The sequence below is a fragment of the Pseudoduganella guangdongensis genome (genome assembly GCF_009857475.1).
Classification (GTDB): Bacteria; Pseudomonadota; Gammaproteobacteria; order Burkholderiales; family Burkholderiaceae_D; genus Rugamonas; species Rugamonas guangdongensis.
In genome coordinates, this window is record NZ_WWCJ01000014.1 from 107,200 (window position 1) to 133,934 (window position 26,735).

Annotated in this window: 18 protein-coding genes and 3 tRNA genes; 13 read left to right on the forward strand and 8 right to left on the reverse strand. The window is 64.4% G+C overall.

The window, feature by feature from the left end; all coding sequences use genetic code 11:
• The first annotated feature begins 104 nt into the window (after positions 1-104).
• The 4 genes from GTP41_RS19065 to GTP41_RS19080 are packed head-to-tail and all read left to right on the forward strand — an operon-like array spanning position 105 to position 6,964.
• Entirely contained in the window at positions 105-2,441 is a 2,337-nt protein-coding gene (locus GTP41_RS19065) for a GH92 family glycosyl hydrolase (protein ID WP_161027167.1), read from the forward strand.
• Positions 2,438-4,756: a GH92 family glycosyl hydrolase gene (locus GTP41_RS19070; protein WP_161027168.1), complete on the forward strand. Its 2,319-nt coding sequence runs from the start codon at positions 2,438-2,440 to the stop codon at positions 4,754-4,756. The genes GTP41_RS19065 and GTP41_RS19070 overlap by 4 nt, the downstream gene beginning before the upstream one ends.
• Positions 4,753-5,736: a LacI family DNA-binding transcriptional regulator gene (locus GTP41_RS19075; protein WP_161027169.1), complete on the forward strand. Its 984-nt coding sequence runs from the start codon at positions 4,753-4,755 to the stop codon at positions 5,734-5,736. Before GTP41_RS19070 ends, GTP41_RS19075 begins: the two co-directional genes overlap by 4 nt.
• On the forward strand, positions 5,726-6,964 hold the full coding sequence (locus GTP41_RS19080; RefSeq protein ID WP_202419802.1) for an AGE family epimerase/isomerase: 1,239 nt from the start codon (positions 5,726-5,728) through the stop codon (positions 6,962-6,964). The genes GTP41_RS19075 and GTP41_RS19080 overlap by 11 nt, the downstream gene beginning before the upstream one ends.
• 73 nt (positions 6,965-7,037) lie before the next feature.
• Here the strand turns inward: GTP41_RS19080 and GTP41_RS19085 are convergent, their stop codons facing one another.
• From GTP41_RS19085 to GTP41_RS19110, 6 genes are all read right to left on the reverse strand, one after another.
• Positions 7,038-8,621, reverse strand: a complete 1,584-nt coding sequence (locus GTP41_RS19085; RefSeq protein WP_161027171.1) for a tetratricopeptide repeat protein — start codon at positions 8,619-8,621, stop codon at positions 7,038-7,040.
• On the reverse strand, positions 8,618-10,657 hold the full coding sequence (locus GTP41_RS19090; protein WP_161027172.1) for a phospholipase D-like domain-containing protein: 2,040 nt from the start codon (positions 10,655-10,657) through the stop codon (positions 8,618-8,620). The genes GTP41_RS19085 and GTP41_RS19090 overlap by 4 nt, the downstream gene beginning before the upstream one ends.
• Positions 10,658-10,740: 83 nt before the next feature.
• Entirely contained in the window at positions 10,741-11,865 is a 1,125-nt protein-coding gene (locus GTP41_RS19095; protein WP_161027173.1) for a hypothetical protein, read from the reverse strand.
• Positions 11,866-12,277: 412 nt separating this feature from the next.
• Complete coding sequence (ttcA, locus tag GTP41_RS19100; RefSeq protein WP_161027174.1) at positions 12,278-13,183, reverse strand: tRNA 2-thiocytidine(32) synthetase TtcA; 906 nt, start codon at positions 13,181-13,183, stop codon at positions 12,278-12,280.
• The gene (locus GTP41_RS19105; RefSeq protein ID WP_161027175.1) at positions 13,180-13,578 is read right to left on the reverse strand and encodes a dihydroneopterin aldolase; all 399 of its coding nucleotides are present in this window, start codon (positions 13,576-13,578) and stop codon (positions 13,180-13,182) included. Before GTP41_RS19105 ends, ttcA begins: the two co-directional genes overlap by 4 nt.
• 23 nt (positions 13,579-13,601) lie before the next feature.
• Positions 13,602-14,396, reverse strand: a complete 795-nt coding sequence (locus GTP41_RS19110; RefSeq protein WP_161027176.1) for an SDR family oxidoreductase — start codon at positions 14,394-14,396, stop codon at positions 13,602-13,604.
• Between the two features lie 59 nt (positions 14,397-14,455).
• Here GTP41_RS19110 and GTP41_RS19115 point away from each other — a divergent pair, with 59 nt between their 5' ends.
• On the forward strand, positions 14,456-15,628 hold the full coding sequence (locus tag GTP41_RS19115) for a class I SAM-dependent methyltransferase (protein WP_161027177.1): 1,173 nt from the start codon (positions 14,456-14,458) through the stop codon (positions 15,626-15,628).
• A gap of 12 nt (positions 15,629-15,640) precedes the next feature.
• Positions 15,641-16,579, forward strand: a complete 939-nt coding sequence (locus tag GTP41_RS19120; protein ID WP_161027178.1) for a J domain-containing protein — start codon at positions 15,641-15,643, stop codon at positions 16,577-16,579.
• 15 nt (positions 16,580-16,594) lie between these two features.
• Here GTP41_RS19120 and GTP41_RS19125 read toward each other — a convergent pair whose 3' ends face one another.
• Positions 16,595-17,083, reverse strand: a complete 489-nt coding sequence (locus tag GTP41_RS19125) for a chemotaxis protein CheW (RefSeq protein WP_161027179.1) — start codon at positions 17,081-17,083, stop codon at positions 16,595-16,597.
• Between the two features lie 144 nt (positions 17,084-17,227).
• Between GTP41_RS19125 and GTP41_RS19130 the strand changes: the two genes are divergently transcribed.
• From GTP41_RS19130 to GTP41_RS19140, 3 genes are all read left to right on the forward strand, one after another.
• On the forward strand, positions 17,228-18,805 hold the full coding sequence (locus tag GTP41_RS19130; RefSeq protein ID WP_161027180.1) for a DUF3369 domain-containing protein: 1,578 nt from the start codon (positions 17,228-17,230) through the stop codon (positions 18,803-18,805).
• Between the two features lie 123 nt (positions 18,806-18,928).
• Complete coding sequence (locus GTP41_RS19135) at positions 18,929-20,581, forward strand: tetratricopeptide repeat-containing response regulator (RefSeq protein WP_161027181.1); 1,653 nt, start codon at positions 18,929-18,931, stop codon at positions 20,579-20,581.
• Positions 20,582-20,605: 24 nt separating this feature from the next.
• Positions 20,606-22,171, forward strand: coding sequence for an HDOD domain-containing protein (locus GTP41_RS19140; protein ID WP_161027182.1), 1,566 nt, complete (start codon positions 20,606-20,608; stop codon positions 22,169-22,171).
• Positions 22,172-22,189: 18 nt separating this feature from the next.
• Here GTP41_RS19140 and GTP41_RS19145 read toward each other — a convergent pair whose 3' ends face one another.
• A complete protein-coding gene (locus GTP41_RS19145; RefSeq protein ID WP_161027183.1) occupies positions 22,190-25,468 on the reverse strand; it encodes an EAL domain-containing protein in 3,279 nt (1,092 codons plus the stop codon).
• Positions 25,469-25,666: 198 nt separating this feature from the next.
• Here GTP41_RS19145 and GTP41_RS19150 point away from each other — a divergent pair.
• The 4 genes from GTP41_RS19150 to GTP41_RS19165 form a co-directional block, all read left to right on the forward strand.
• Positions 25,667-25,752 (forward strand) — tRNA-Tyr (locus GTP41_RS19150).
• A 50-nt stretch (positions 25,753-25,802) separates the two neighbouring features.
• Positions 25,803-25,876, forward strand: a tRNA-Gly gene (locus GTP41_RS19155).
• A 22-nt stretch (positions 25,877-25,898) separates the two neighbouring features.
• A tRNA-Thr gene (locus GTP41_RS19160) sits at positions 25,899-25,973 on the forward strand.
• Positions 25,974-26,041: 68 nt separating this feature from the next.
• Positions 26,042-26,735 (forward strand): GTP-binding protein (locus GTP41_RS19165; protein ID WP_161027184.1); only part of this gene is annotated, 694 nt, incomplete at its 3' end.

Consider the following 26,735-nt stretch of genomic DNA (forward strand, 5'->3'; position numbering starts at 1 on the left):
GGACTTGTTTACTAAACAATCTAAACTAACGGTGTTTCCACCACTTTCGATTGCAGGGGGAAATCGGGTGCGGCTATAACAGCAGCACCATAAAAGGAGACACCATGGGTCAACGTCCGTTCGCGGTGTTTTGTACCGCGTTGCTGTTCGCCGCCGCCGGCTCGCCGGCGCTGGCCGCTCCCCCCGGCAGCCCCGCCGCCGCCGTCAATGTGTTTATCGGCACCGGCGGCGACGGCCACACCTTCCCCGGCGCCAGCCGCCCCTTCGGCATGGTGCAGTTAAGCCCGGACACGCAGGTGCGGCACTTCCGCCAGAGCTACCCCTGGGCCGCCGGCTACCGCTACGAGGACAACTCCATCCTCGGCTTCTCCCACACGCACTTTTCCGGCAGCGGCCACTCCGACCTGGGCGACATCCTGCTCATGCCGTACAGCGGCGAGACCAAGCTGGAACCCGGCTATCCCGAACGTCCGTTCAGCGGCTACCGCTCGCGCTTCAGCCACGCCGAAGAGCGCGCGGAGCCGGGCTACTACGCGGTGCGCCTGCAGGACCATGAGGTCGATGTCGAGCTGACCGCCAGCGGACGCGTCGGCCTGCACCGCTACCGCTACGCCAAGGGGGCCACGGCCAAGGTGGTCCTGGACCTGCGCCAGAGCATTTACGATTACGCCAACAAGAACCTGTGGTCCTCGCTGCGCGTGCGCGACGGCAGCACCATCACCGGCATGCGCATCACGCGCGGCTGGGCGCCCGGCCGCCAGCTCTATTTCGCGATGAAGTTCTCGCGCCCGATCGCCGGCCGCACCCTGCTGAACCGCGAGGAAGCGGTCGAGTACAAAGGCTTCGCCGGGCCGGGCAAGACGCCGGCCGACAAGATCCACCTGGAAGGCAAAGCCCTGGTCGGCGCGCTGGAATTCGGCGTGCCGGATGACGGCACCTTGCTGGTCAAAGTCGCCCTGTCCGGCGTGAGCGAAGACGGCGCCCTGGCCAACCTGGAAGAGATGCCGGGCTGGGACTTCGACGCCGAACGCCAGCGCGCCAGCAGCGCCTGGAACCAGGCCCTGTCCGCTGTGGCGATCGAGGCGCCCGCCGACATGCGCACCATGGTGTATACAAGCCTGTACCACGCCATGCTGGCGCCGAGCCTGTTCATGGACCGCGACGGCAAGTACCGCGGCCCGGACAACCAGGTGCACCAGGCCCAAGGCTTCCGCTACCACTCCACGTTCTCGCTGTGGGACACCTACCGCGCCCTGCATCCCCTGCTTACGCTGGTGCAGCCCGAGCAGCGCAATGCCGATTTCGTGAACTCGCTGGTGGCCTCGCGCCAGCATAGCCCGCACGGCATCCTGCCGGTATGGTCCTTCCATGGCCAGGAGACCTGGTGCATGATCGGCTACCATGCGGTGCCGGTGATCGCCGACGCCTACATGAAAGGCATCAAGGGCATCAACGCCGAGGAGGCGCTCGCAGCCATGACCGCCAGCGCGGAGTACGGCCCATACGGCGGCCTGGAACACTATATGAAGCTGGGCTATGTGCCGATCGACCGCGAGCCGGAAGCCGCGTCCAAAACCGTGGAATACGCCTTCGACGACTGGGCCATCGCGCGCATGGCCGAGAAGATGGGCAAGAAGGATATCGCGGCCCGCTATTACAAGCGCGCCCAGAACTACCGCAATGTGTTCGACACCAAGACCGGCTTTATCCGCGCCCGCAAGACGACGGGCGAGTTCCGCGAGCCGTTCAACCCGGTGCAGTCCAACTTCGGCAGCGACTACACCGAGGGCAGCGCCTGGCAGTACTCCTGGTATATGCCGCACGATAACGCGGGCCTGGTGTCCCTGCTGGGCGGCGATGCTGGCATGGCCGCCAAAATCGACCAGGTGTTCGACGCCAAGGTGGAAGACAATGTCTACGCACACATGGAAGACATCTCCGGCCTGATCGGCCACTACGCGCACGGCAACGAGCCCTCGCACCATGTGGCCTACCTGTACAACTACGCCGGCGCGCCGTGGAAGACGCAGGCCCGCGTCAGCCAGATCGTCGCCAGCCAGTACCACAACAAGCCAGACGGCCTGGCGGGCAACGACGACCTGGGGCAGATGTCGGCCTGGCTCACGTTCACCGCGCTCGGGTTCTACCCGGTGGCGCCGGGCAGCAATGAGTACGTGATCGGCCGTCCGTTCGTGGACAAGGCGGTGCTCAATCTCCCGAACGGCAAACGCTTCACCATCCGCGCCGAAGGGCTGTCGGCCGCCAACGGATTCGTCGGCAGCGTCGCGCTGAACGGCAAAGCGCTGGCGCGCAGCTTCCTGCGCCACGAAGACATCATGGCCGGCGGCGAACTGCTGTTCCGCATGCAGGCCGCGCCTAACAAAGAATGGGGCCGCGAACGCAGCGCCCGCCCATACAGCCAAACGGAGTACCAGCAATGAGCACGACCAACGCCTTCCGCCGCGTCCTCGGCGCCATCGTCCTCGCCGCCGCCGCACCAGCCGCGCTGGCGCAGTTTGTCGGCAAAGTGAGCGACCCGGTCGAATGGGTGAATCCCCTGATGGGCACCGCCAGCAAGCCCGAAATGTCGAACGGGAACACTTACCCCGCCGTCACCGTCCCCTGGGGCATGAACCTGTGGACGCCGCAAACCGGCAAGATGGGCAACGGCTGGACCTACCAGTACGACGCCGACAAGATGCGCGGCCTGAAACAGACGCACCAGCCATCGCCCTGGATGAACGACTACGGCCAGTTCTCTGTCATGCCGGTTACCGGCAGCAAGCGCTTCACGGAAGACGAACGCGCCAGCTGGTTCTCGCACAAATCCGAAACCGCCAAGCCTTACTACTACAGCGTGTACCTGGCCGATTCCGACGTGACGGCCGAACTCACCCCCACCGAACGCGCCGCCCAGTTCCGCTTCACGTTCCCGCAATCGGAGCACAGCTACGTGGTGGTGGACGCTTTCGACAAAGGCTCCTACGTCAAGATCATCCCGGAACAGCGCAAGGTTATCGGCTACAGCACGCGCTACGCGCGCGGCCCGCTGCCAGCCAACTTCCGCCACTACTTCGTGATGGTGTTCGACAAGCCGTTCACCTCCAGCGACGTGTGGCGCGGCAAGGAACTGGTGGCCGGCGCGCTCGAAATGGAGAGCGCGCACAGCGGCGCCATCGTCGGCTTTAAAACCGCGCGCGGCGAGAAGGTGCATATGAAGGTCGCCTCGTCCTTCATCAGCCACGAGCAGGCCGAGTTGAACCTGCAGCGCGAACTGGCCAGCGACGACTTCGACACCACCCGCGCCCGCGCCAAGGCCGCCTGGAACCGCGTGTTGGGCAAAGTGGAAGTGGAGGGCGGCAGCATCGACCATATGCGCACTTTCTATTCCAGCCTGTACCGCATGGTGCAGTTCCCGAACAAGCTGTATGAGCTGGACGCCGCCGGCAGTCCGGTGCACTGGAGCCCTTACAACGGCAAGGTGCTGCCAGGCTACCTGTACGGCGGCACCGGCTTCTGGGACACCTTCCGCGCCCTGTACCCCTTCCTCAACCTGGTCTACCCCGCCATCAACCGCGAAATGCAGGCCGGCCTGGCCAACGCCTACCGCGAAGGCGGCTGGCTGCCCGAGTGGTCCAGCCCAGGCTACGCCGACATCATGGTCGGCAACAACTCCGCCTCCGTGGTGGCCGACGCCTGGATCAAAGGCGCGCGCAGCAACGCCGATATCGAAACCCTGTGGGCCGCGCTGAAGAACGGCGCCAACAACGAAGGCCCGATGAGCGCCGTCGGCCGCAAGGGTGTGAAGTACTACAACGAAATTGGCTACGTGCCCTACGACGTCAAGATCAACGAGAACGCCGCCCGCACGCTGGAATACGCCTACGACGACTTCACGATCTACCAGTTGGGCAAAGCGCTCGGCAAGCCGGAATCGGAAATCGGCATCTACGCCCAGCGCGCCATGAACTACAAAAAGCTGTTCGACCCCGAGACCGGTCTGATGCGCGGCCGCAACCAGGACGGCAGCTTCCAGAAGCCCTTCAACCCCTTCAAATGGGGCGACGCCTTCACCGAAGGGAACAGCTGGCACTACACCTGGTCCGTGTTCCATGATATCGACGGCCTGGTGAACCTGATGGGCGGCCGCCAGGCTTTCGTCGGCAAGCTCGATACCGTGTTAAGCCTGCCGCCCACCTACGACGAAAGCTACTACGGTTCCGTGATCCACGAGATCCGCGAAATGCAGGTCGCGAACATGGGCCAGTACGCGCACGGCAACCAACCGATCCAGCACATGCTCTACCTGTACAACTACGCCGGCGCGCCGTGGAAGTCGCAATACTGGGTCCGCGAAACGCTGAACCGCATGTACCAGCCCACGCCGGACGGCTACTGCGGCGATGAAGACAACGGCCAGACCTCGGCCTGGTACGTCTTCTCCGCCCTTGGTTTCTATCCGGTCACGCCGGCGGTCGGCCAGTATGTGGTGGGGGCACCGCTGTTCCAGCGCGCCACGCTGCACCTGGAGAACGGCAAGCAAGTGCGCATCAACGCGCCCGGCAACGGCGCCGACAAACGCTACATCCGCGCCGCGCGCCTGAACGGCAAGGCCTTGCAGCGCAACTGGCTGGGCCACGACGAACTGCTGCGCGGCGCCACCTTCGACGTGGAGATGTCGGCCAAGCCGAACCACCAGCGCGGCATCAAGCCGGACGACGCGCCGTACTCGTTCTCGCGCGAGGGCAGGCAGTGAGCGTTACCATCCGCATGATCGCCGAGCAAACCGGGCGCTCGATCGGCACCGTCTCGCGCGCCCTGAAGAACCAGGACGGCCTGGGCGAAGATACGCGCGCCCTGATCGTCGCCGCGGCACGCGACATGGGCTACGACTTCGGCAACCTGCGCGGCGGCCGCATCCGCCGCATCGCCTTCCTGCTGCACGCCCAGCACAGCACCTTGCTCTCCAGCCCCTTCTACCTGCCGGTGTTGAACGGCGCCGAAGAAGCCTGCCGCAAGCAGGGCATCGCGCTTTCGCTGCTCACCGTGAACCCCGCCGAGCCAGTGGCCGAACTGATCCGCCTGCACCAGCCGGACGCCATCCTGTGCGCCGGCTTCTTTGAAGCGGAGGTGCTGGCCGCGCTGCGCGCCAGCGGCAAGCCCATGGTGCTGGTGGACATGCGCCTGGCCGGCTACACCTCGGCCAACGCCGACCATCGCCTGGGCGGCTACCTTGCCACGCGCCACCTGGTGGAGACGGGCCGCAAGCGCATCGCCATGCTGTCCGGCCCCCTGTCGCACTACAGCATCCAGGAACGCATGCGCGGCTTCCGCAAAGCGCTGTATGACGCGCGCCGCCTGGCCGACCCGGACCTGGAAATCATCCTGCCCAGCGTGGGCGACCGCGACCTCGCCGTGCGCGAGGCGGTGGCCGCGCTGCTGGCCATGACCCAGCGCCCGGATGCGCTATTCTGTTACAACGACACCACCGCGCTGGTCGCCATGCGCGCCTGCCTGGAAGCCGGGTTGAAGGTGCCGCACGATATCGCCATCGTAGGCTTTGACGATATCAGCGCCGCCGGCGCCGCCGTGCCGCCGCTGTCCAGCATCAGCGTGGACAAGGAAGCACTGGGTGTTGCAGGCGTGGAGTTGCTGACGCAGACCGATCCCGGCCAGGTGCTGGAAAAAGTCCTCGACGTGCGCCTGGTGGTGCGCGAGAGCAGCCATGACGATTAAGGAAACGCCCATGAACAGCGCCTTCCCGGATTTCTTCGAGCCTGCCACGCTGGAGCGCCACATCGCCCACACCATGGCCTTCTATCACCCGCGCTGCATCGACCCGAGCGGCGGCTTTTACCACTTCTTCAAAGACGACGGCAGCGTGTACGACACCAGCACGCGCCACCTGGTGTCGAGCACCCGCTTCGTCTTCACCTACGCCATGGCCGCGCGCCACGGCAACCCGGACTACATCACCCAGGTGCGGCACGGCGTCGACTTCCTGCGCAACGCCCACCGCAACCGCAATACCGGCGGCTATGCCTGGCAGCTGGAGTGGCGCGACGGCGCCGCACAAGTGTTGGATGGCGCGAACCACTGCTACGGCCTGGCCTTCGTGCTGCTGGCCTATGCCCACGCGCTGATGGCTGGCCTGGGCGATGCGCGCGGCTACCTGGCCGAGACTTTCGCCCTGATGGAAGAGCGCTTCTGGGAACCGCGCCACGGCCTGTACGCCGACCAGGCCAGTGCCGACTGGACAAAGCTGGACAGCTATCGCGGCCAGAATGCCAATATGCACGCCTGCGAAGCGATGCTGGCCGCCTGGCAGGCCACCGGCGAACAGCGCTACCTGCACCGCGCCGAAGAACTGGCCTGGAACATCACCCAGCGCCAAGCCGAACGCGCCAACGGCATGGTGTGGGAACACTATCGCAGCGATTGGTCGGTGGACTGGGAATACAACCTGCACGACAAAGCCAACCTGTTCCGCCCCTGGGGCTACCAGCCCGGCCACTTCACCGAATGGGCCAAGCTGCTGCTGCAGATGGAACAGCATAAAGCGCACCTGCAGCGCGACAGCGGCTGGCTGCTGCCGGCGGCGGAAAGCCTGTTCGCGCTGGCAGTGGAACGCGCCTGGGATTACGACCACGGCGGCATCCACTACGGTTTCGGCCCGGACGGCGAGATCTGCGACGGCGACAAATACTTCTGGGTGCAGGCCGAGACCCTGGCCGCTGCCGCCATGCTGGCCGAGCGCACCGGCGACGCGCAATACAGCGAGTTGTACCAGGAGCTATGGCGCTATTGCTGGACCCACTTCGTCGACCACGAACACGGCGCCTGGTTCCGCATCCTGAGCGCCGACAACCGCAAGTATTCCGACGAAAAGAGCCCGGCCGGCAAGGTGGACTACCACACCATGGGCGCCTGCTACGACATCCTGCAGGTGCTGCGCGGCGCCTAGCGTGCGCTCGAATTGACGATCCTCAAAGTGGCGGCGGTAGGACAAGGGCACATTTTTTGCGGCAGATCGGCTATCAGTCGGCCTTCTCCATCAAATGCCATGTCACATCCTCTTTTGGTAGTTTGAGGAGCCAGTCGCGTTCCGGTTGCGGGAAAGGCTGCCCCGCTTGCAGCCAGGTCTGGCGCCATGGCTGGTTCACGATGCTTTGCAAGGGATGGCCATCTGCGACCCAGGGTTGCCAGATGCCGCCCACGTTGCAGGGTTGATCGCTTTTGCATTGCACCGCCGGCGTCACTGGCGCCACCTTCCTCACCAGAACGGGGACTGCTTGGGGCGCCACGGCCTCGGGCTCTGCGGGGATGGTGCGATAGTATTCCCACACCGGGTCACCTATCGACTTGCTGCGGTTGATGCTTTCGAACGCTTCCCCTTTGGCATACAGCCCGGGGCGGGCAAGTGCGGGCTGACGCGCCTGATCCTCCGCGCTACTTTCGATGGCGGGGCGCCAGTAACCAGCAAACTGAACCACCCGCGCGGTGGTGGATTCGCCCGTCTTGCGCAAGCGATAGGCGGGATCGAGGTAGTAGCGGCCAGCAGTGGCCGGCACGGGTGTGGATGGTAGCGGTGGCGTGGTGACGACACCCATTGCGGCGGCCAGCAGACTTTCACGCGTTCCGTCCCAGGGCGGCAGGATGGCAGGCGGCAGTGGCAGGACTTTGTCCAGGTTGGGGAAGCGACGGTAGGGATTGTAGTCAAGGGCGTCGCCTAGCATCTCATAGCGCTCGGCGCGCGCCTCGTCGATGTGGGGGGCAATCGTTCGCGACAAGCTCCGGGGATGTCCAAATTCAATCCAGAGATCGCGGGCACAGTCGGCACATCCTAACTTGACTCCAAGATGAAGCACTCTCAGAGCACGGTCTTTCGTTTCGGCGTTTCGGTCGCCGATTACCGCTCCATCGGCACCCATCGGGGCTGCAGAAAGGTAATGCAGGCTGTATGCCACCTCGGTGTTACCTTGCCCCATTGCGCACTCCATCATCTTAAAGGCCACGGGAATGTTGCTCCAGTACCCCCGGCGATCCTCGCCAACATTCAACCTCTTGGCCAAGTAAGCCAGGGCGTCTGGGTTCCCCATTTCGGCCGCCTTTTGCCAAAATGCATATGCCCGGGTGGCGTCCTTCTCCACTCCTGTTCCGTTCATGAAGTAGGTGCCCATCCGGTCATAGGCAGCCGGGACGCCCATCCGCATAGCATCTTCCACCAGTTGCACCGCGTCGTCATCGCCGCGGTCAGGATCGATTCCTTCCAGATAATAGGTTGCCAGGTTCAGCATGGCTTTCCAGTGACGGCGCTCGGCTGCCATGCGCGTGAGCTCGGCAATCCGCTTGTGATCCCTTTTCTCATAAAAAATGCCGGGGTCTTCCAATGCACGGGCTTCTAGAAACCAGGCATTGGCTTGCGCGTCGAGCGGAGGAAGCTTGGTCGCTTCCGCTGTACACGGGAAGTCCTTCCTGTGTGGCTCGAATAGAGGCAGGTCTTGATTGCGAGGTAAGTCGTTCAGAGGATTATCCATGTGATAGCCGTAGAGGATGAGGGCGATAGCCAATGTAGCTGTTGATATTTGCAGAATGTCTCGATGTAGGCGCTTCATGCTCATCCCAGCCTCGTCAGAGAGCTGCGGCCGTCTTCAAGAGGCAGGATGAAACCTTTCAGGGCCCTCTCATCGCCAATGCCGGACTTGCTATTTCTGTTGCTTCGGTTTTCTCTGGCGATCGATTGCCAATTTTCGAATGCGGTTTTGATGTCGCGCGCGGATCCACCCCCGCCCGTAACCTCGCCGCCGCTTAGCAGCCCCCAAACCCTCTGCCGCATATCGCGCGCGTGCGCTGCATCGCAGATGGAGATATTCAGCTCGCTATCAACCGCCATGCTGCGCTGATTCAGGTTGGCACTGCCCAACGTAAGGAACTCGTCGTTGACAATCATCAGCTTGGAGTGGATGTAGATTTCGCGGTAGCGCCATTTGCCGTTGTCGAAGCCACAGGCATTGAGCATGACGGTGGAGACTTTCAGTCCATATTCTTTTTCCAGGCGCAGCGCGCTGGGCTTGTCGGTGGCGTTGGCCTTCTGCACCACTTCCGGCAATTGGCGGGGCGCCGGCGCGGTGGTGCCGAAACCGCTCCTGACCTGGTGCGGCTTGCGCTCGTTTTCCTCCTTGATCCGTATGACTTGACCCGTCATGCGGTCTTGCTGGCCCAGCGTCGCCAGCGCATCGTAGGTGCGCGGAATCATCTGCTCGCGCTCCGGTACGGGCATGACGATGAACACGTACATGACCGGAAGGTCCTCCGCTGTCTTGTTTTCCTTCTTCTTTTGCAGCCATTGCCGGACCGTGCTGCGCCGCTTCTCCAGCAGGAATTGCAACCACTCCTCGTACTGGAAGTACTGGTTTTCTATATAGAGATAGCCGTGCGTTGTGGCTGCGGTCGCGGTTGCCAGGAAATAGGCTTCCTTGATCGTCTTGTCTGGTCCTTCTTCGGGTTGGGTTCGTACTATCTGTACGGTCGAATCGCCTGGTTCCGCCTTGCGTAGTAGAGCCGTTGGTGGATTAACGCGGGTTGACGCAGGGTGGGGCTCGCCGCCAGCGCGTGCCCATGCCGATGCAAAATTGTCATGCACGTCAATTAGCGCCCGTCCGGCGTCAATGCGGCAGGCATAGTCCTGGTACGGCTTCAATGTGCGAAAGCCAGGATCGTCGCGTAAGGCTTGTACACATTCCTCCGCTTCCTTTTTCCCGCCGCGCTCCCGCCGAGGGTCCTCCAAAAGATGCTCGGTCGTGTCCCAATAGTCGGTGACAGAGTTCAACCCCATCACATAGCCGATTGCCTGCAGGCCGCCGTTGTGGGCATAGTCGATCAGGATCGTCTTCTGGTGATGCGAACCCAAATGCTCCAGTCCCATCGCTTCGAATTCCGCCGTCGATAGCCCTGCGGGGAGGTTCTTTTCGGTGGCGAGGCTCGCCTCGATGGCGCGGCGGTTGCCCGAGCGTGTGCGCAGCTCGATGCCTTCCAATTGGTTGCGCGCGGCTGCCTGGTACCAGCTATGGCAATATTCCGCGCGCGCCAATGCCGGGATATCGCGCGCCGGTACGGGAAAATCCTCGTAGCGGTAGCGCAAGTAGCCGGCCAGGTGGAAAGGGGCGCGCTTGATACCTGCCAGCAGCGCCATGCTGTGTGCGGCACTGATCTCGTCAGCGCCTTGCTGGTCGCGGCGGCAGTACCACGGCGTCAGGTCATGGGAGTAGCCTGGCATATTGCGGGCAAATATGCAGCCCAGCGTGTCGTACCAGACCAGCAGCCTGATTTTGACGCCGCGCTGCCCGGCCCGGATCAGTGCATCACCCAACGTCGGGCCGCGCGGCCAGTCGGCAGCCCGCGTTCGGCTTAGTTCCATGCCGGGATCAAATCCCCAGCAGCACAAGTCGATGCTGGCTTCGGCATCGCCAATGCGGGCCAGGATGTCGTTGAAGGCTTGCTGGCCGCAGATGAAGAATTGCAGCTTGTTGTTGTGCGAAATCGGATGGGTCGCGATGCTCTTCCGGTTGCGCAGCTCGAGCTGCCATTGCAAGGTGAAGACTGAGGTGCGCTTCACCTCATCGATGTGGGTCGTCTCGGTACGATGCAGCTGGTCCATAGGGCACCCCTGGGAAACGTCAGGAATGCCTATTGTTCACGTCTGGCGTAGCAGGTATTTGCGATGGCGCAAGCTTGCGTTTGTTAGTCCCCGCCGCTGGGGGCCGCTGCCGCAGGCTGGCTGGCGGCGACGTCTTGCACCATTCTTTCGGAGTAGACCGCGCCCTTTGCTTCGGTCGCCTCCATCAAGCCGCGCCACAGCGGCACGATGGCCACGCCCAGTTGGTCAAAGCGCGCCAGGCCGCAAGCGTAAATGCCGTTATAGCTTTCTACCGATTTACCCAGCTTTTCGCAGGCCGCCGTCTGTGCCGCCCGATAGGCGTTGACCGATTCGGCGCTTGCTGCACCCGTCTGCAGAAGGGCATCAAGCGCCATGGCCTCCGCACCGCCCTCGTGAATCCACGGGTCTTTCTCGCCTACCCCGCCCCGCGCGGTATTGAGTTGCCAGATATGCGCCATCTCATGCGCCACCAGCCGCGCCAGCATCTCGCGCTTTTTCGGGTGGTCGCCGGCCAGTTGCGCGCCGGAGAAATGGTAGGCCAGTTGCCCCAGCACCGCGCCACCATTCATTGACAGGCCGGGCTTCTCGTCGCTGCCGATCGACACCGTGATGAACAGCTCCTCCTTCAGCGGGCGCTGGTACGCCTTCTCATAGTATTGCGCGACTTTGGCGCCCGTATCGAGTACGGTTTCGCGCGCCCACTCCGGTGTCTTAGGATCGACCAGTACCTTTACGGCTCCTGCCCGCACCGCCTGCGCCGGGCCGAAATACGCGTAGCCGCGCTCGCCACCCGGATGCTGCCTGTTCTGCGGCGGAGCAATCACATTCTCTTGCGACAGGCCGGCCAGGCGGATGTCGGCGCGCATCTCGTGCTCCCGCTTCGCGCGCAGCACGTCGCCTTGCAAGTGGCCAAGGAAGAGCAGGGTGCCGCCGTCGCTGAAGCGGTTGAAGGGCGCATAGGCTTTGGGTGGCCGTCCGTCGTATGACGTGATGTCGATGCTGGCCGACTTGAACGGCTTGCCGTGCGCCGAGATCACGTCAAATTCGGCGCCGGGCTGCAGTTTCATGCCCGGTGTGCGCACCCTCCAAGCCTGCTGCCGGTAGTCCGCAACAGCTGGCAGCTTGATGGCGCTTACCGCCTGCGCGAAACGGTACTCCACGCGCCAGGTCTCAGCGTCCACATGACGCACCGCGATCGTTGCCGCCAAGCCGGGGAGCTCCCCGGCTTGGGCATACAGCGCAAAGCAAGCTAGGAGGAGGGCGGCATTCAGGGTAGGCAGGCGGCGCATAGAAGGAACGATGGAAATAGTAATAATGCAACTATATTACCGCGATACTTAGACGAATCACAGTCCGTCGCCGAAACACGACCTCAGCCGCTGTTTCACCGTTCTGATGGCAATCGCGGGCAGAGGTCATTCGTGCCATCGAAGTGGCGCGCGCCTAGCGAAGCCGATCTGTCCCGCCGTACCGCGCAGTTGTTGCGAACCTGCTTTCCGGCGCAAGCAACGACACTGGACCTTATGTCAGCAATCTGGATTATTGGCGCATGAACCTGCGCGACGTGCTAGGCAGGGCGCGCCAATGGCGCCCCGCCTAGCCGGCTGGATGCAGTCGATCTCAGAGCGACTGCAGCGGGATCACGCCCGGCACGGTGGCCGGGGTGGAGCAAGGCTCTTCATCGAAGGCGATATCGCCCAGCGGGTTGGCGATGCCGTCGGTCTTGATGTCCTTGAAGCCGAACAGGTCGCGGTCCATCAGGTGCGAGGGCACCACGGTGGACAGGGCGGAGAAGGTGTTCTCCACGCGGCCCGGGTTCTTCTTCTCCCAGTCGCGCAGCATGGCCTTGATCTGCTTGCGCTGCAGGTTCTCCTGCGAGCCGCACAGGTCGCACGGGATGATCGGGAATTTCTTCACCTCGGCATAGCGCTCGGTATCCTCTTCCTTCACGTAGGCCAGCGGGCGGATCACCATATGCTTGCCGTCGTCCGACACCAGCTTGGCCGGCATGCCTTTGAGCTTCCCGCCGAAGAACATGTTCAGGAAGAAGGTCTCGAGGATGTCGTCGCGGTGGTGGCCCAGGGCGATCTTGTTGCAGCCCAGTTCATCGGCCACGCGGTACAGGATGCCGCGGCGCAGGCGCGAGCACAGGGAGCAGGTGGTCTTGCCTTCCGGGATCAGGCGCTTGACGATGGAGTAAGTGTCCTGGTTCTCGATATGGAACGGGATGCCCAGCTTTTCCAGGTAGGCCGGCAGGATGTCGGCCGGGAAGTTCGGCTGCTTCTGGTCCAGGTTGACGGCCACGATCTCGAAGTTGATCGGCGCGCGCTCGCGCAGGGTCATCAAAATATCCAGCAGCGCGTACGAGTCCTTGCCGCCCGACAGGCACACCATCACTTTGTCGCCGTCTTCGATCATATTAAAGTCGCCGATGGCCTGGCCCACCAGGCGGCACAGGCGCTTGTGCAGCTTGTTGTTCTCGTAGGCGAGCTTGTCTTCGGCCTTGGTTTCCACTACTGCGTTCATGCTGCTTCCTTGATCTTGAATACTTCCACGCCAACGCCCTCGCAATCCGGGTACACATCAGGCTTCATGGTCGATACGCATGCCGCGCGCACTTTCGGGTGTGCCAGCATGGCTTGCACCACGTCGTCCACCAGGGTTTCCTGCAGGTGCACGTGGCCTTCGGCCATGCGGCGCGCGATGGTCTCGCGCATGAAGTCGTAATCGACCACTTCGTGCAGTTCGTCGGCTTTCGGGGTCGAGAACGCGAGCGGGATGAACAGGTCAACGTTGATCAGGACGCGCTGCTCGCCCTTCTTTTCGAAATCGTGCACGCCGATATTAATCAGCACTTCGTAGTTGCGCAGGAACAGCCGGCGGCAGTCTTGCAGTTGCGGGTGGATCAGGGCGGACAGCATAGTGCTAGAACTTTCAATGAAGATTATTTTGTCAGGAACATCACATCGCGCGGCGAGGGCAGCAAGTGCTGGCCGCCATCGACCAGCAAGGTGGTGCCGGTCATGGCCCGCGCGCTCGCCGCATACACCACGGCGGCGGCAATGTCCTCGGGAGTGCTGGAACGGCCCAGCGGCGTCTTGGTATGCGCCTTGGCGAAGCCTTCTTCGCTCTGGTCGCCGGACACCATGGTGATGCCGGGCGCCACGCCCACTACCCGGACTTTCGGCGCCAGCGACTGCGCCAGCATCGTGTTGGCCGCCTGCAGCGCCGCCTTGGACAGGGTATAGGACAGGAAATCAGGGTTGAGATTATAAAGCTTCTGGTCCAGCAGGTTCACCACCACGGCCTGGCCGCCGTCCGGCGTCGCGTCGTACAGCGCGCGCGCCAGCTGGATCGGGGCCGCCACGTTGGTGTGCATATGGGCGTCCAGGCGGGCGTGGCTGAAATTCAGGTCGCTGTCGTAATCGAACAGGGAAGCGTTGTTCACCACGCAGTCCACCCGCTCCAGCGCCTTCCGCGCCGCCGGCAGCAGGGCGCGCACGGCCTCCTCGTCGGCCAGGTCGCATTGCAGGGTGATGGCGCGCCGGCCCAGGGCGGCGATGGCTCGCGCCACGTCGCGCGCCTCGTCGTGCGAATGGCGGTAATGGACGGCGATATCCCAGCCGGCACGCGCCAGGCCGAGCGCGATTTCGCGTCCCAGGCGGCGGCCGGCGCCGGTGACCAGCGCGACCGGGGCAGTGCCGGGCGCGGAAGGCGTGGAGGGCGTCGGAGTTGTCATAGTCGTAGTCAAATTGAGCAAAATGGCGCCGGGCAGCGCTGAACCGCTACAATGCCGGCATGTCTTTACCAGCACCTTCTCCCGACGCGCTGGCCGCGTCCCACGCCTTGCAGCGCCTGATTGCCGACGACATTCACCGTCAGGGCGGCGCCATTCCATTCTCCCGCTTCATGGAGCTGGCGCTGTACGCGCCGGGCCTGGGTTACTACAGCGGCGGTGCCGCCAAGCTGGGCAAAGATGGCGATTTTACAACTGCGCCCGAGCTGAGCGCCCTGTTCGGGCAAACACTGGCGCATGTCGCAGCCGCTATTATGGACCAAAGCGCCCCGCACATCCTCGAATTCGGGGCCGGCACGGGCAAGCTGGCCAAGGATATCCTGACCGAGCTGGCCGCTGCCGGGGTGGCGCTGGAGAGCTATTCCATCGTCGAATTATCGGGCGAACTGCGCGCGCGCCAGCAGGAGCTGCTGCGCGATTTCCCGCAAGTGCGCTGGCTGGATGCGCTGCCGGAATCGTTTGAAGGCGCGGTGTTCGGCAACGAAGTGCTGGATGCGATGCCGGTCGATGTGGTGACCAAGACCGAAGCCGGCTGGGAGCCGCTGCACGTGGCGGCCCAGGCCGACGCGGCGGGCGGCGCGCATTTTGCCTGGCTGCCGGCCGGCCCGGCCGCCGCCGGTTCCGCGCTGGCGGCGCAAGTGGCGCGCCAGGTGCCGGATGCCGGCGAACTGCCGGTCGGCTATGTGACCGAAGTGCACGGCGCCGGCTGCGGCTTCATGGCCACCCTGGCCGCCATGCTGGCCAAGGGCAAGGGCGCCGCCTTCCTGTTCGACTACGGCTTCCCGGCGCGCGAGTACTACCTGGCCGACCGCGCGACCGGCACCCTGATGTGCCACTACCGCCATCACGCCCACCCGGAACCGTTCTACCTGCCCGGCCTGCAGGACATCACGGCCCACGTCGACTTCACCGCCATGGCGCTGGCGGCGCAGGACGCCGGCGCCGACGTGCTGGCCTACAACAGCCAGGCCGGTTTCCTGATCGGCGCCGGGATCGGCGAACTGATGCAGCGTTTCGACCCGGCCGACGCCCTGCAATACCTGCCGCACGCCAGCGCGCTACAGAAATTGCTTTCTCCCGCCGAAATGGGAGAATTGTTCAAAGTGCTGGCGATTGGCCACGGCATCGAGCTGCCGCCGCAGCTATTGGCTAGCGACCGCAGCCACCGTTTGTAATATGATTGAGCGATGGGAAAGATACATACTCACTATGACAACCTTAAAGTGGCACGTGGCGCGCCGCAGGAAGTCATACGTGCTGCCTATAAGGCACTGAGCCAGAAATATCATCCTGATAAGAATCCGGGGGATGAAAAGGCGGCGCGCATCATGGCGATCGTCAACACGGCCTATGGCACCTTGTCCGATCCGCAACGGCGCAAGGAGCACGACGAGTGGATCACCCAGGAAGAATGGGAAATCGAATGGCTGGAAAGCACCAAGCACGAGCCGGCGCATGCCGAGCCCGGCTGGTCCGACCAGCTTGACCTGCCGCGCCGGCGCCGGGTGTTGACCTCCTGGCGTTTCTGGGGCACGGTGGGCGGCGCCGCCGCCGCCGGCTGGCTGGGCGGCGTGCTGACGGTGGCCGAACCGCGCGCCATGTCCAGCGTCCTGGCCGGCGCCTGGGGCGGCAAGCCGCCCGCCGAGCTCACCGCCACCGCCGCCGCCACTCCCAAAATCCACCCGCCGCGCGTGGAAAAAGTCACCCCGGACGACGGCTGGGCCGTCGCCAAGCCGTATTCGCCCGAACCCTCCGCCGTCGCCGCGCCGCCCGCCATCAAGGTCATGGCCCTGTCGCAGGTGGTGCTGCCGAGCGCCGCGGTCGACTGCGAAGCCGACGTCGCGCCGCCGGTGGCCCCGAACGGCGAGCCATGGCCGGCGCAATCCGGCTATGTCGAAGGTTTCCCGGTCGCCAACAAAGGCGAAGACATGCAGCTCACGCTGGACAACAGCGCCAACGCCTCACCGGTCTTCATCAAGGTGTACGACCTGGAGCGCCGCTCCAATGTCCGCTACGCCTACGTGCAACCGCACGACAAGCTGGTGGTCGAACAGCTCTCCAACGGCAAATACGAAATCCGCTACCAAAACCTCAACCTCGCCGGCCAGGCCGGCTGCAAGAAGTAAAACCGGTTTTCGCTTTTACTCGGCGCTGAGGGTTTCGCTCAGGCCCATGTCGGGGCTGGACATCAGGCGGTAGATGTCGACCAGGATCAGCATGCGCTGGTCGATCGTGCCCAGGCCGATCATGTATTCGGAACTGAAGGCGGTGCCCATGTCGGGCGCGGGCTTGATCTGGTCCGGGGTCAGCGTGGTCACGTCGGAAACGGAGTCGACCACCATGCCGACCACGCGGCCATTGATGTTCAGGATGATCACCACCGTGAACTGGTCGTACACCGGCTCGCCCAGCTTGAATTTGATGCGCATGTCCACCACCGGGATGATGATGCCGCGCAGGTTGATCACGCCTTTGATGAAGTCGGGCGCGTTGGCGATGCGGGTCACCGCTTCGTAGCCGCGGATTTCCTGCACCTTCAAAATGTCGATGCCGTATTCTTCCACGCCCAGCTTGAATGCCAGGAATTCCTTGCCTTGGCTGGCGTCTTCTTGCGCAGTTGTCACTTGCATGATTTTTCCTTTAGCAAAGGTCGGTGTTGTCAAAGCGTATCAGAGTGCAAAGCGATTTACGAGGGGGCAAGTTTTAATTGCGACGTAAGTCAAATCTGATTATGCTGGATGTAAAGAATAGTCTATTTTAATCAAGGAGACTTCATGGCGGACCCCCACGCCGTCGATGACAACTGGCTGCTGGAAGAAGACGACGAAGAAAAGCAACCAACATCGGCCGGCTCCCCTGAACAGCGCTTGTGGCGCGTGCTGATCGTGGATGATGACCAGGATGTGCATGCGGTCACCCGCCTGGCGCTACGCAATGTGAGCTTCAAGGGGCGCGAGCTGGAACTGTACTCGGCCTATAGCGGCCGCGAGGCGTTCGACATCCTGCGCGATACGCCGGACATCGCGCTGGTGCTGCTGGATGTGGTGATGGAAACCGACGATGCGGGCCTGCTGCTGGCGCGCCGCATCCGCGAAGAGCTGCACAATGCCATCGTGCGCGTGGTGCTGCGCACCGGCCAGCCGGGCCAGGCGCCCGAGCAGCGCGTCATCATCGAATACGATATCAACGATTACAAGGCCAAGACCGAACTCACCACGCAGAAGCTGTTCACCACCGTGATCTCGGCCCTGCGCGCCTACGAGAGCCTGAATATGCTGGAGCGCTCGCGCATCGGCCTGGGTAAGATCTTGGCCGGCGCCACCAACCTGTACCAGATCCATTCGCTGCGCGAATTCGCGTCCGGCGTGCTGAACCAGGTGTCGGCCATCCTCGATGTGGGGGCGGACGGGGTGCTGTGCCTGATGCAGGCCGATACCGGCGACACCACCGTGGTGGCGGCCACCGGCGGCTACACGCCGCTGGCGGAAAACGAACAGATGCCGGCCGACCACCCGCTGTGGCCGACCATCCGCAAGGCCTTCGAGGAAAAGAAGAGCCAGTTCGAGCATCCGGCCAACGTGCTCTACATCCACACCCAGGAAAACCGCGATGTGCTGATCTCGGTCACGCCGCCCTGGCCGCTGGCCCAGATCCAGCGCGACCTGCTGGAAGTGTTCTGCGAGCGCATCGCGGCGGCTTTTGACAATCTGTACATCTTCGGCCAGCTGCGCAAGGCGCAGGAGGCGACCGTGGTGGCGCTGGCCGACCTGGCGGAATTCCGCGACGGCTGCACCGGCGGCCATGTGCGGCGCGTGCAGCAGCTGTCCTCGGCCATCGCGGCGCGCATGAAGGAGCGCGGCGTGTACGACGACGAGCTGACGCCGCAGCTGGTGGACATGATCGGCCTGGCCTCGATCCTGCACGATGTGGGCAAGGTGGCAACGCCCGACCATATCCTGCTGAAGCCGGGCGCGCATACCGAGGCCGAGCGGGCCCAGATGCAGACCCACGCCGCCGTCGGGCGCAGCGTGCTGGAGCGGGCGGCGAATATGGTCGACGGCGTCAGCTACCTGACCTATGGCGCGGAAATCGCCGGCGGCCACCATGAGCATTGGGATGGCCGCGGTTACCCGAACCAGCTCAAGGGCAAGCAGATCCCCCTGTCGGCGCGCATTGTGGCGGTGGTCGATGTCTTCGATTCGCTGCTGCACGAGCGCCCCTACAAGGAGCCGTGGCCGTATCCGGAAGTCATGACCTATATCCGCGACCGCGCCGGCAGCCAGTTCGATCCGGAAGTGGTGGCATCCCTGGTCGACGTGGTGGAGCGCAACCCGAGCCTGGGCCAGGGCTAACCCGCCACGCGAACCCGACTGTGGCAGCCGCGCCGCGCTGCCGCGCTCATTCTCACGAAAAGTCACGGCGCGCGCCGCGCAGGCGCTAAAATAAGGGCAGCCCTTGCCCTACCGCCGGAAGCCATGAATGAACTGAAGGGCCTGACAGCGCTGGTCATCGAGCCCAATCCCAGCATGCGCGCCAGCCTGCACAATATGCTGAGCTTGTGCGGGCTGGACCGCATCGAAGATGCCGCCAGCTCCAACCAGGCGATCCGCGCCCTGGAAGCCAAAACCTACGACCTGATCCTGTGCGAATACGCGCTGGAGGGCGGCCAGGACGGCCAGCAAATGCTGGAAGACCTGCGCCACCACCGCCTGATCAACGCCGGCACCATGTTTTTCATGGTCACCGGCGAAGGCCAGTTCAGCAAGGTGGTCAGCGCGGCCGAGCTGATGCCCAACGATTACATCCTCAAGCCCTTTGCCGCCGACGCCATGCTGGAGCGCATCTGGCGCGCGCTGGACCGGCGCAATGCCCTGGTGCCGGTGCACCAGCTGGTGGACATGGGCGACCTGCGCGCCGCCATCGCGGCGTGTGAGGCGGGCGAGGCGGCGCAGCCGCGCTTTGCCTGCGACTTCAAGCGCCTGCGGGCGGAAATGCACATCCAGGCCGGCGAGCCGGAGCTGGCCGAGCCGATCTATGCCGAGCTGTGGGAGACGCGCCATATCCACTGGGCGCGGCTGGGCCAGGCCAAGACGCTCTACCTGCGCGGCCGCTACGACGAGGCGCGCGCCATGCTGGAGGATTTGCTGGGCAAGAACAGCCGCTTCCTCGACGCCTATGACTGGCTGGCGCGCACGCACGAGGCGAACGGCGACCTGGCGACGGCCCAGGCGGTGCTGAACAGCGCGGTCGAACTGTCGCCGCATGCGGTGCGGCGCCTGCGCCGCCTGGGCGAGGTGGCGCTGGAGGCGGGCGATATCGAGGGCGCCGAGCGCGCCCTGAAGCAGGTGGTGAGCAAGACCCGCTATTCCGAGTTCCGCACGCCGGAAGACCACGCCAAGCTGGCGCAGACCCTGGTCAAGAAGGGCGACCCGGTGCAGGCGGCGGCCGTGATCCGCGACCTCGACAAGTCGCTGGCCGGCACCCGCAATACCGATGTCTGCAGCGCCATCGCCTCGGCCGCACTGCACGAATTCACCGGCAACAGCGCGCGCATGAACGCCTCGCTCGACTATGCGGTGAACGGCGTGCGCCTCGCCAGCGGCCTGTCCAATGAAATGAAGCTGGAGCTGGCGCGCACCTGCCTGGAGGCGGGCAAGGAGGAGCAGGCCACCGAGGTCATGCGCGACGTGATGCGCAACGCGGCCACGCCGGGCGCCATGGCGCGCGCCATGCGCATGATGGAGCAGAACGGCCACGCCGAGTTGGCGCAGCGCCTGGCCGATGAAAGCCGCAACGAGGTCGGCGAAATGGTGGCGGCCGGCGCGGCGCTGGCCAAGCGCGGCGATTTCCGCGGCGCGGTCGACCTGATGCTGGAGGCGGTGGCCAAGCTGCCGGACAATGCGCAGGTGGCGTTTAACGCCGCCGTGGCGATCCTGAAATGCCTGGAGAACGAGGGCTGGGACGATGCCCTGGGGCGCCACGCGCTGGCGCTGGTGGCCACGGTGCGCCGCCTGGACCCGGCCAACAGCAAGCTGAACGCGCTGGCCGGCCTGCACCAGGACATATTGAAGAAATACAACATCCGTCCCGCCGCGCGGCGCGAAGCCGGCGTGCGCGTCGCGGTGTGATGGCACTGGCGCTACAATGCGCTAATGAGCTCCAGCACCAACCCCCATCCCGAAGACCGCCCAGTCCGTGCCTACCTGCTGAAAAAGCTTTGCAGTGACGATGAGGGCCTGTTTGCGCTTGGCGTGTCGATCGCGCGCGTGGTGCAGATGGCCGATTCGGACGACCAGGGCACGCAAAGCCTGGCCTACCACGTGCTGTCGGACGTGGCGCTGACGCAGAAAATCCTGCGCCTGGCCAACACGCCGCAGTACCGCCAGGCCTCGGGCGCGCCGGTGACCACGATTTCCCATGCGATTTCGCTGCTTGGTTTCGATAACGTGAAAACCACGGCGCTGGCCATGCTGCTGGTCGATACCCTGTCCAACAGCAAGCATGCGCAAAGCGTGCGGGTGGAGCTGGAGGCGGCCCTGTGCGCCAGCCTGGTGGGGCGCGAAATGGCGCGCTACAGCCCCTATCCGAAAGCCGAGGAGGCGGCCATTGGCGCCTTGTTCAAGAACCTGGGGCCGCTGCTGATCGCCTCGCGCGAGCATGAGCGCTTCCGTGAAATCAACGCCTTGATGGCGGCCGGCCAGCATTCGCAGGCGCAGGCGTCGCAAATGATCCTGGGCAGCACCTATGACTCGCTGACGGCGGCGGTGCTGCGCGAGTGGAAAATTCCGGACGTGATCGTGCGCTCGCTGGCGCCTTTGCCGACCGGCACCTTGCGCGCGCCGCCGGACCGGGCGGAGTGGATGCGCCAGGTGGTGAGCCTGGGCATGGAGGCGGCGCGCGCGCTGACCCGCATGGGCGGCGCCGGGGCCGACGATGCGCGCCTGCTGCACCAGCGTTTCGGCAATGCGCTGGGGCTGGAGCGCGAGCAGCTCAGCAAGGTGCTGGCGGGGGCGCGCAGCAGCATGGATGCGCTGCTCAACAGCATGCAGCTGGATGGCGCCGCGGGCGGCGTGGCGAGCACGCCGGGCGATCCGTATGCGGAGGCGGCGGCGGCGCACGGCGCGGCCGGAACGTTGCCGAGCGTGCTGGCGCTGGCCAGCCTGGATGCCGGGACCAAGGAGGGCGCTTTCCCGAGCGGCAAGCCGTTCGATGCGCGCGAGCAGTTGCTGGCCGGGGTGCAGGAGTTGACGGAGATGCGGGTGCAGGGCAAGGCGCGCGTCAATGAGCTGATCCAGCAGGTGCTGGAGACGCTGTACCGTAGCCTGGGCTTTCGCTTTGCGACGGTGTGCCTGAAGGATACCAAGGCGGGGCAGTTCCGGGCCCGCATTGCGCTCGGGGATAAGGCGGCGCAGCGGCAGGAGCGCTTTGTGTTTCCTTTGCAGGGCAAGGATTTGTTCCACCTGGCGCTGGAGAATGATGCGGATTTGATGATTGCGGATGCGAGCGCGGCCAAGATCCGCGATTTGCTGCCGCCGTGGCATTTGGAACTGCTGCCGGATGCGCGCAGCTTTATCGTGCTGCCGCTGGTGGTGCAGGGCGTGCAGCTGGGACTGTTCTATGCGGACCGGGCGCAGCCGGCGCCGGAGGGGGTGCCGCCGGATGAGACTTCGCTGATTCGGGCGCTGAAGGCGCAGGTGCTGGCGGCGTTGTCGCCCTAGAAGCGTGGGAAAACCGGGTCAGGCGCGGTGGGCCTGGTCCAGGTTTCCCGGTTGCAGCAGGTTTTCAAATTCCCCCACCGGCATCGGCCGCGCAAACAAATAGCCCTGCGCCTCATTGCAATGCTTGCTGCGCAAGAACGCCAGCTGCGCCTCGGTTTCCACCCCCTCGGCCACCACGCCCAGGCCCAGCGCGTGCGCCAGGCTGATGGTGGCGGTCACGATCACCGCATCATTCGGATCGGTCTCAATATCCTTCACAAACGCGCGGTCGATCTTGATCCGGTCAATCTCGAACAGCTTCAGGTAGCTGAGCGAGGAATAGCCCGTCCCGAAATCATCGATCGCCACCGTGAACCCGCGCGCCCGCAATTCGCGCAGCAGGGTGCGGCTGCGTTCCGGATCCTGCATCGCTGCCGACTCGGTAATCTCCAGCTCCAGCAAGGCTGGATCCACCCCGCTCTGCGCCATCAGGCGGTCCAGCAGCGGCAGCAAGGCGCCACCATGGCACTGGCGCGCCGACAGGTTGACCGCCAGCCGCAGCTGGCCCTGCCAGCGCTGCAGCATGGCCACGGCCTGCTGCAAGACCCACTCGCCCAGCGGCAGGATCAGCCCCGACTCTTCCGCAATCGGGATAAAGCGGTCCGGCCCCACCATGCCCAGCTCGGGATGGTGCCAGCGCAGCAGCAGCTCGGCGCCGATCACGCGCCGGCTGGCCAGCTCCACCTGCGGCTGCAGGTACAGTTCAAACTGCTTGAGCTCGAGCGCCTGCCACAGGCGGTTCTCCATCATCAGCCGCTCGTGCGTGGCGGCGTTCATGGCGGCTTCGAAGAACTGGAAATTACCGCGCCCATGGCTCTTGGCGGCATACATCGCCGTGTCCGCATGCTGCAGCAGGGTGGGGCTGTCGGTCCCGTCCTGCGGGAACATGGCCACGCCGACACTGGTGCCGGTGTGGATGGTCTTGCCGCCCAGCTGGAAGGGCTCGGCCAGCGCATGCACGATGCGCATCGCGATATGGGTGGCGTCGGCCGGCGTCACATTGCCGGAGGTGACCACGATGAACTCGTCGCCGCCCAGGCGGGCGATGGTATCGACTTCGCGCAGCAGCTCGCGCAGGCGGTCGGCCACCGCCAGCAGCAACTGGTCGCCGGTGGCGTGGCCGTGGGTGTCGTTGATTTTCTTGAAGTGGTCGAGGTCGAGGAACATCACCGCCGCCGCGCCGTGCACGCGCCGGGTTTGCGCCAGCAACTGGTCCAGGCGCAGGTTGAGCGACAGGCGGTTGTCGAGCCCGGTCAGCGGGTCGTGGTGGGCCAGGCGGTAAATCCGTTCCTGGGCGCGCTGCTGCTCGGTCAGGTCGTGCAGGATGGCGACGAAGATATTGCCATCGGGTAGTTCCACTTCGCTCACCGAAATCGCGATCGGCAGCATGCTGCCGTCGGCGCGGCGCCCGCTCGATTCGTGCTCGTGCGTGGCGCCATTGGCGATCGTGCGCAGCAGGCGCGCGGCGCTGTCGCTCTCCGCTTCCGGCAGCAGGGTCGCCAGCGGCACCCCGGCCAGGGCGTCGGGCGCATAGCCGAACAGGCGGCTGGCGGCGGCGTTGGCCGACACCAGCAGGCCGTCGCCGCCGATGGTGAGGATGGCGTCGGCCGCCTTGTCGAGGATCGCCTGCAGGCGCGCTTCGCGTTCGCGCAGGCGCGCCGTGCTCTCCTTCACCTGCTGCTGGATCTGGGCCCGTTCGCCGCTGGTCAGCAGCATCAGGGCGCCGAGCAGGCCGGTCAGCAGCAAGCCTGCGCTCAGGACCAGCCAGCTTTGCCAGCCATGCTGGTGCGCCATATAGGCGGGCGAGGGCGTCAGGACCAGCTCGTACTCGCGCCCGCCAAAGCTAAGCTTGCGCCAGTAGTCCTCGCTGTGCGGTGCGCGCGTCAGCTGGTCCAGCAGGGTGGTCGGGCCGGGTTGGCTGCGGTCCACCAGGCGCGCCTGCAGGTGCGGGAAATCGCTGCCGCTCAAGGCGCCGTGTACATAGGAGTCGATCTGCATCGCCAGCAGCAGCATGCCGGCCGCCGGCTGGCCGTCGCCCGGCTCCACCGCCTGCAGCAGCACCACGCCGCTGCCTTCGCCCGGCAGCGACAGCAGCACCGGCGCGCTGGCCACCGGGCGCCCGCTCGCCAGCGCGGCGCGCACCGCCTGCGCGCGCACCGGCTCGGCCAGCCAGTCCAGGCCCTGGTAATGGCGGCGCGCGGCCGGCTCGATATACAAGGTCACCATGTGCTCGCCGGGCGGCGGCTCGCTGTGGCTATGCGGCTCGTGGCTGTGGGAGTGGCTGGGCGTGGACTTGGGGGCGATGATGCGGAAATCCGGGTCGATCTTCTCGCGCGCCCATTGGTCGAACTCGGCGCGCTCGGCGGCGTTGACCGGGCGCAGCCAGGCCATCGACAGCAGCTCCGGGCGCTGGTCGAGATAACCGTGCGCAATCTTGTCAAAGCCGCTGGCCGACATCACGCGGCCATAGCGGTTGATGGCGCGCGCCATGGCCAGCACGTAGCGCTCGTGTTCCGAAAAGCGCGCCTGCAGCAGGTCGCCCACTTGCTGCGCCTTGAGGCGGAAGCCTTCCAGGTGCTGGCGCGTTTCCCAGCGCGCCACCAGCACGTACAGCAGCACGCACAAGGTGACCAGCAGCAATTGCGGCACGCCGACCAGCAGGCGGCGCCGCTGCCACAGGCTGCGCGGCTTGCCGAACAGCACCCAGCACAGCGGAGCGGCCAGCAGCACGCCGATGGCATCGCCAATCCACCAGGTCAGCCAGCTGGTCAACCAGTCGCTGCGGGCAATGGCACCCACCGCCACGCCGGCTGCATTGGACAGCGTACTGCTGGTCAGCGTGACGCACACCGCCAGCAACAGGAAGCGCAGCACGTCGCGCCCGGCACCGATCTCGGGGCGGATGGCGCGCCGGAAGTACAGCATGCCCAGCCAGGCCTGCAGGGCGGACGCGACGCCGGCCCCGGCGGCGGCCAGGCCCTGCGCCATGGTCGGCAGGGCCAAGGCGCCGGATGCGCCGGACGCGGCGGGCAGGGGCAGGAAATTGATGAGCAAGGCGCCCAGCGCGACCCCGGGCAGCAGGCGCGGGCCGTAGGTGACGATTGCGGCCAGGGCGATACCGGCCGGCAGGAACAGGGGGCTGGCATAACCCGGCGCCAGGGACAGGTAGAGGCAGAAGCGCCCCACCACTGCGTAGACCGCCAGCAGCAGGAAGTTGGCGGCCAGCGTACGCTGCCAGGCGGGGGAGGGATTGGTCACGGAAAGTGCGCTCCGGTATGCGGGATAAGTTGACCGATTCTAAAGCAAAATGTGCAACGCAAAAACAACACTTGCATTTTTGCAGGAGTAGCCCTTACAATCTCGCCCCGAAGCGCACGTCATGCAGCGTTTGCGAAATAAGCAAATAACAGTATTGACAGTGTTAAGAAGTTGCTTCATACTCTGCGGTTCCTTCGCGGAGGGGTGGCCGAGTGGTTAAAGGCAGCAGACTGTAAATCTGCCCTCTTATGAGTACACTGGTTCGAATCCAGTCCCCTCCACCAAAGCTTGCAGGAAGCTGAGTGAAGTTGTAGTCGAATGTAGTCGGAACCTCGCGGGTGTAGCTCAATGGTAGAGCTGAAGCCTTCCAAGCTTATGACGAGGGTTCGATTCCCTTCACCCGCTCCATGCAGCACAGTAGTAACAATAAGCCCTTGTAGCTCAGTGGTAGAGCACTCCCTTGGTAAGGGAGAGGCCACGTGTTCAATCCACGTCAAGGGCACCAGAATTCTGCAGTAATCCATCTGATAGTCGGGCGCGTGCCCAGCAACTCAACATTGTTAGGAGTCTAAAATGGCAAAAGAAAAGTTCGAGCGGACTAAGCCGCACGTGAACGTTGGCACCATCGGTCACGTTGACCATGGTAAGACCACCCTGACCGCAGCAATCGCAACCGTTCTGTCGAAGAAATTCGGCGGCGAAGCTAAAGCTTACGACCAGATCGACGCTGCTCCAGAAGAAAAAGCACGCGGCATTACCATTAACACCGCACACGTTGAGTACGAGACCGCCAACCGTCACTACGCTCACGTTGACTGCCCAGGCCACGCCGACTACATCAAGAACATGATTACCGGTGCAGCGCAGATGGACGGCGCGATCCTGGTTTGCTCCGCAGCTGACGGCCCAATGCCACAGACCCGCGAGCACATCCTGCTGGCCCGCCAAGTTGGCGTTCCTTACATCATCGTGTTCCTGAACAAGTGCGACCTCGTGGACGACGCAGAGCTGCTGGAACTGGTCGAAATGGAAGTGCGCGAGCTGCTCTCCAAGTACGAGTTCCCAGGCGACGACCTGCCAATCATCAAAGGTTCGGCACGTATGGCACTGGAAGGCCAGCCTGGCGAAATGGGCGAAGCGTGCATCGAGCGCCTGGCTGAAGCCCTGGACACCTACATCCCAACCCCAGAGCGTGCTGTTGACGGCGCGTTCCTGATGCCAGTGGAAGACGTGTTCTCGATCTCCGGCCGCGGTACCGTGGTGACCG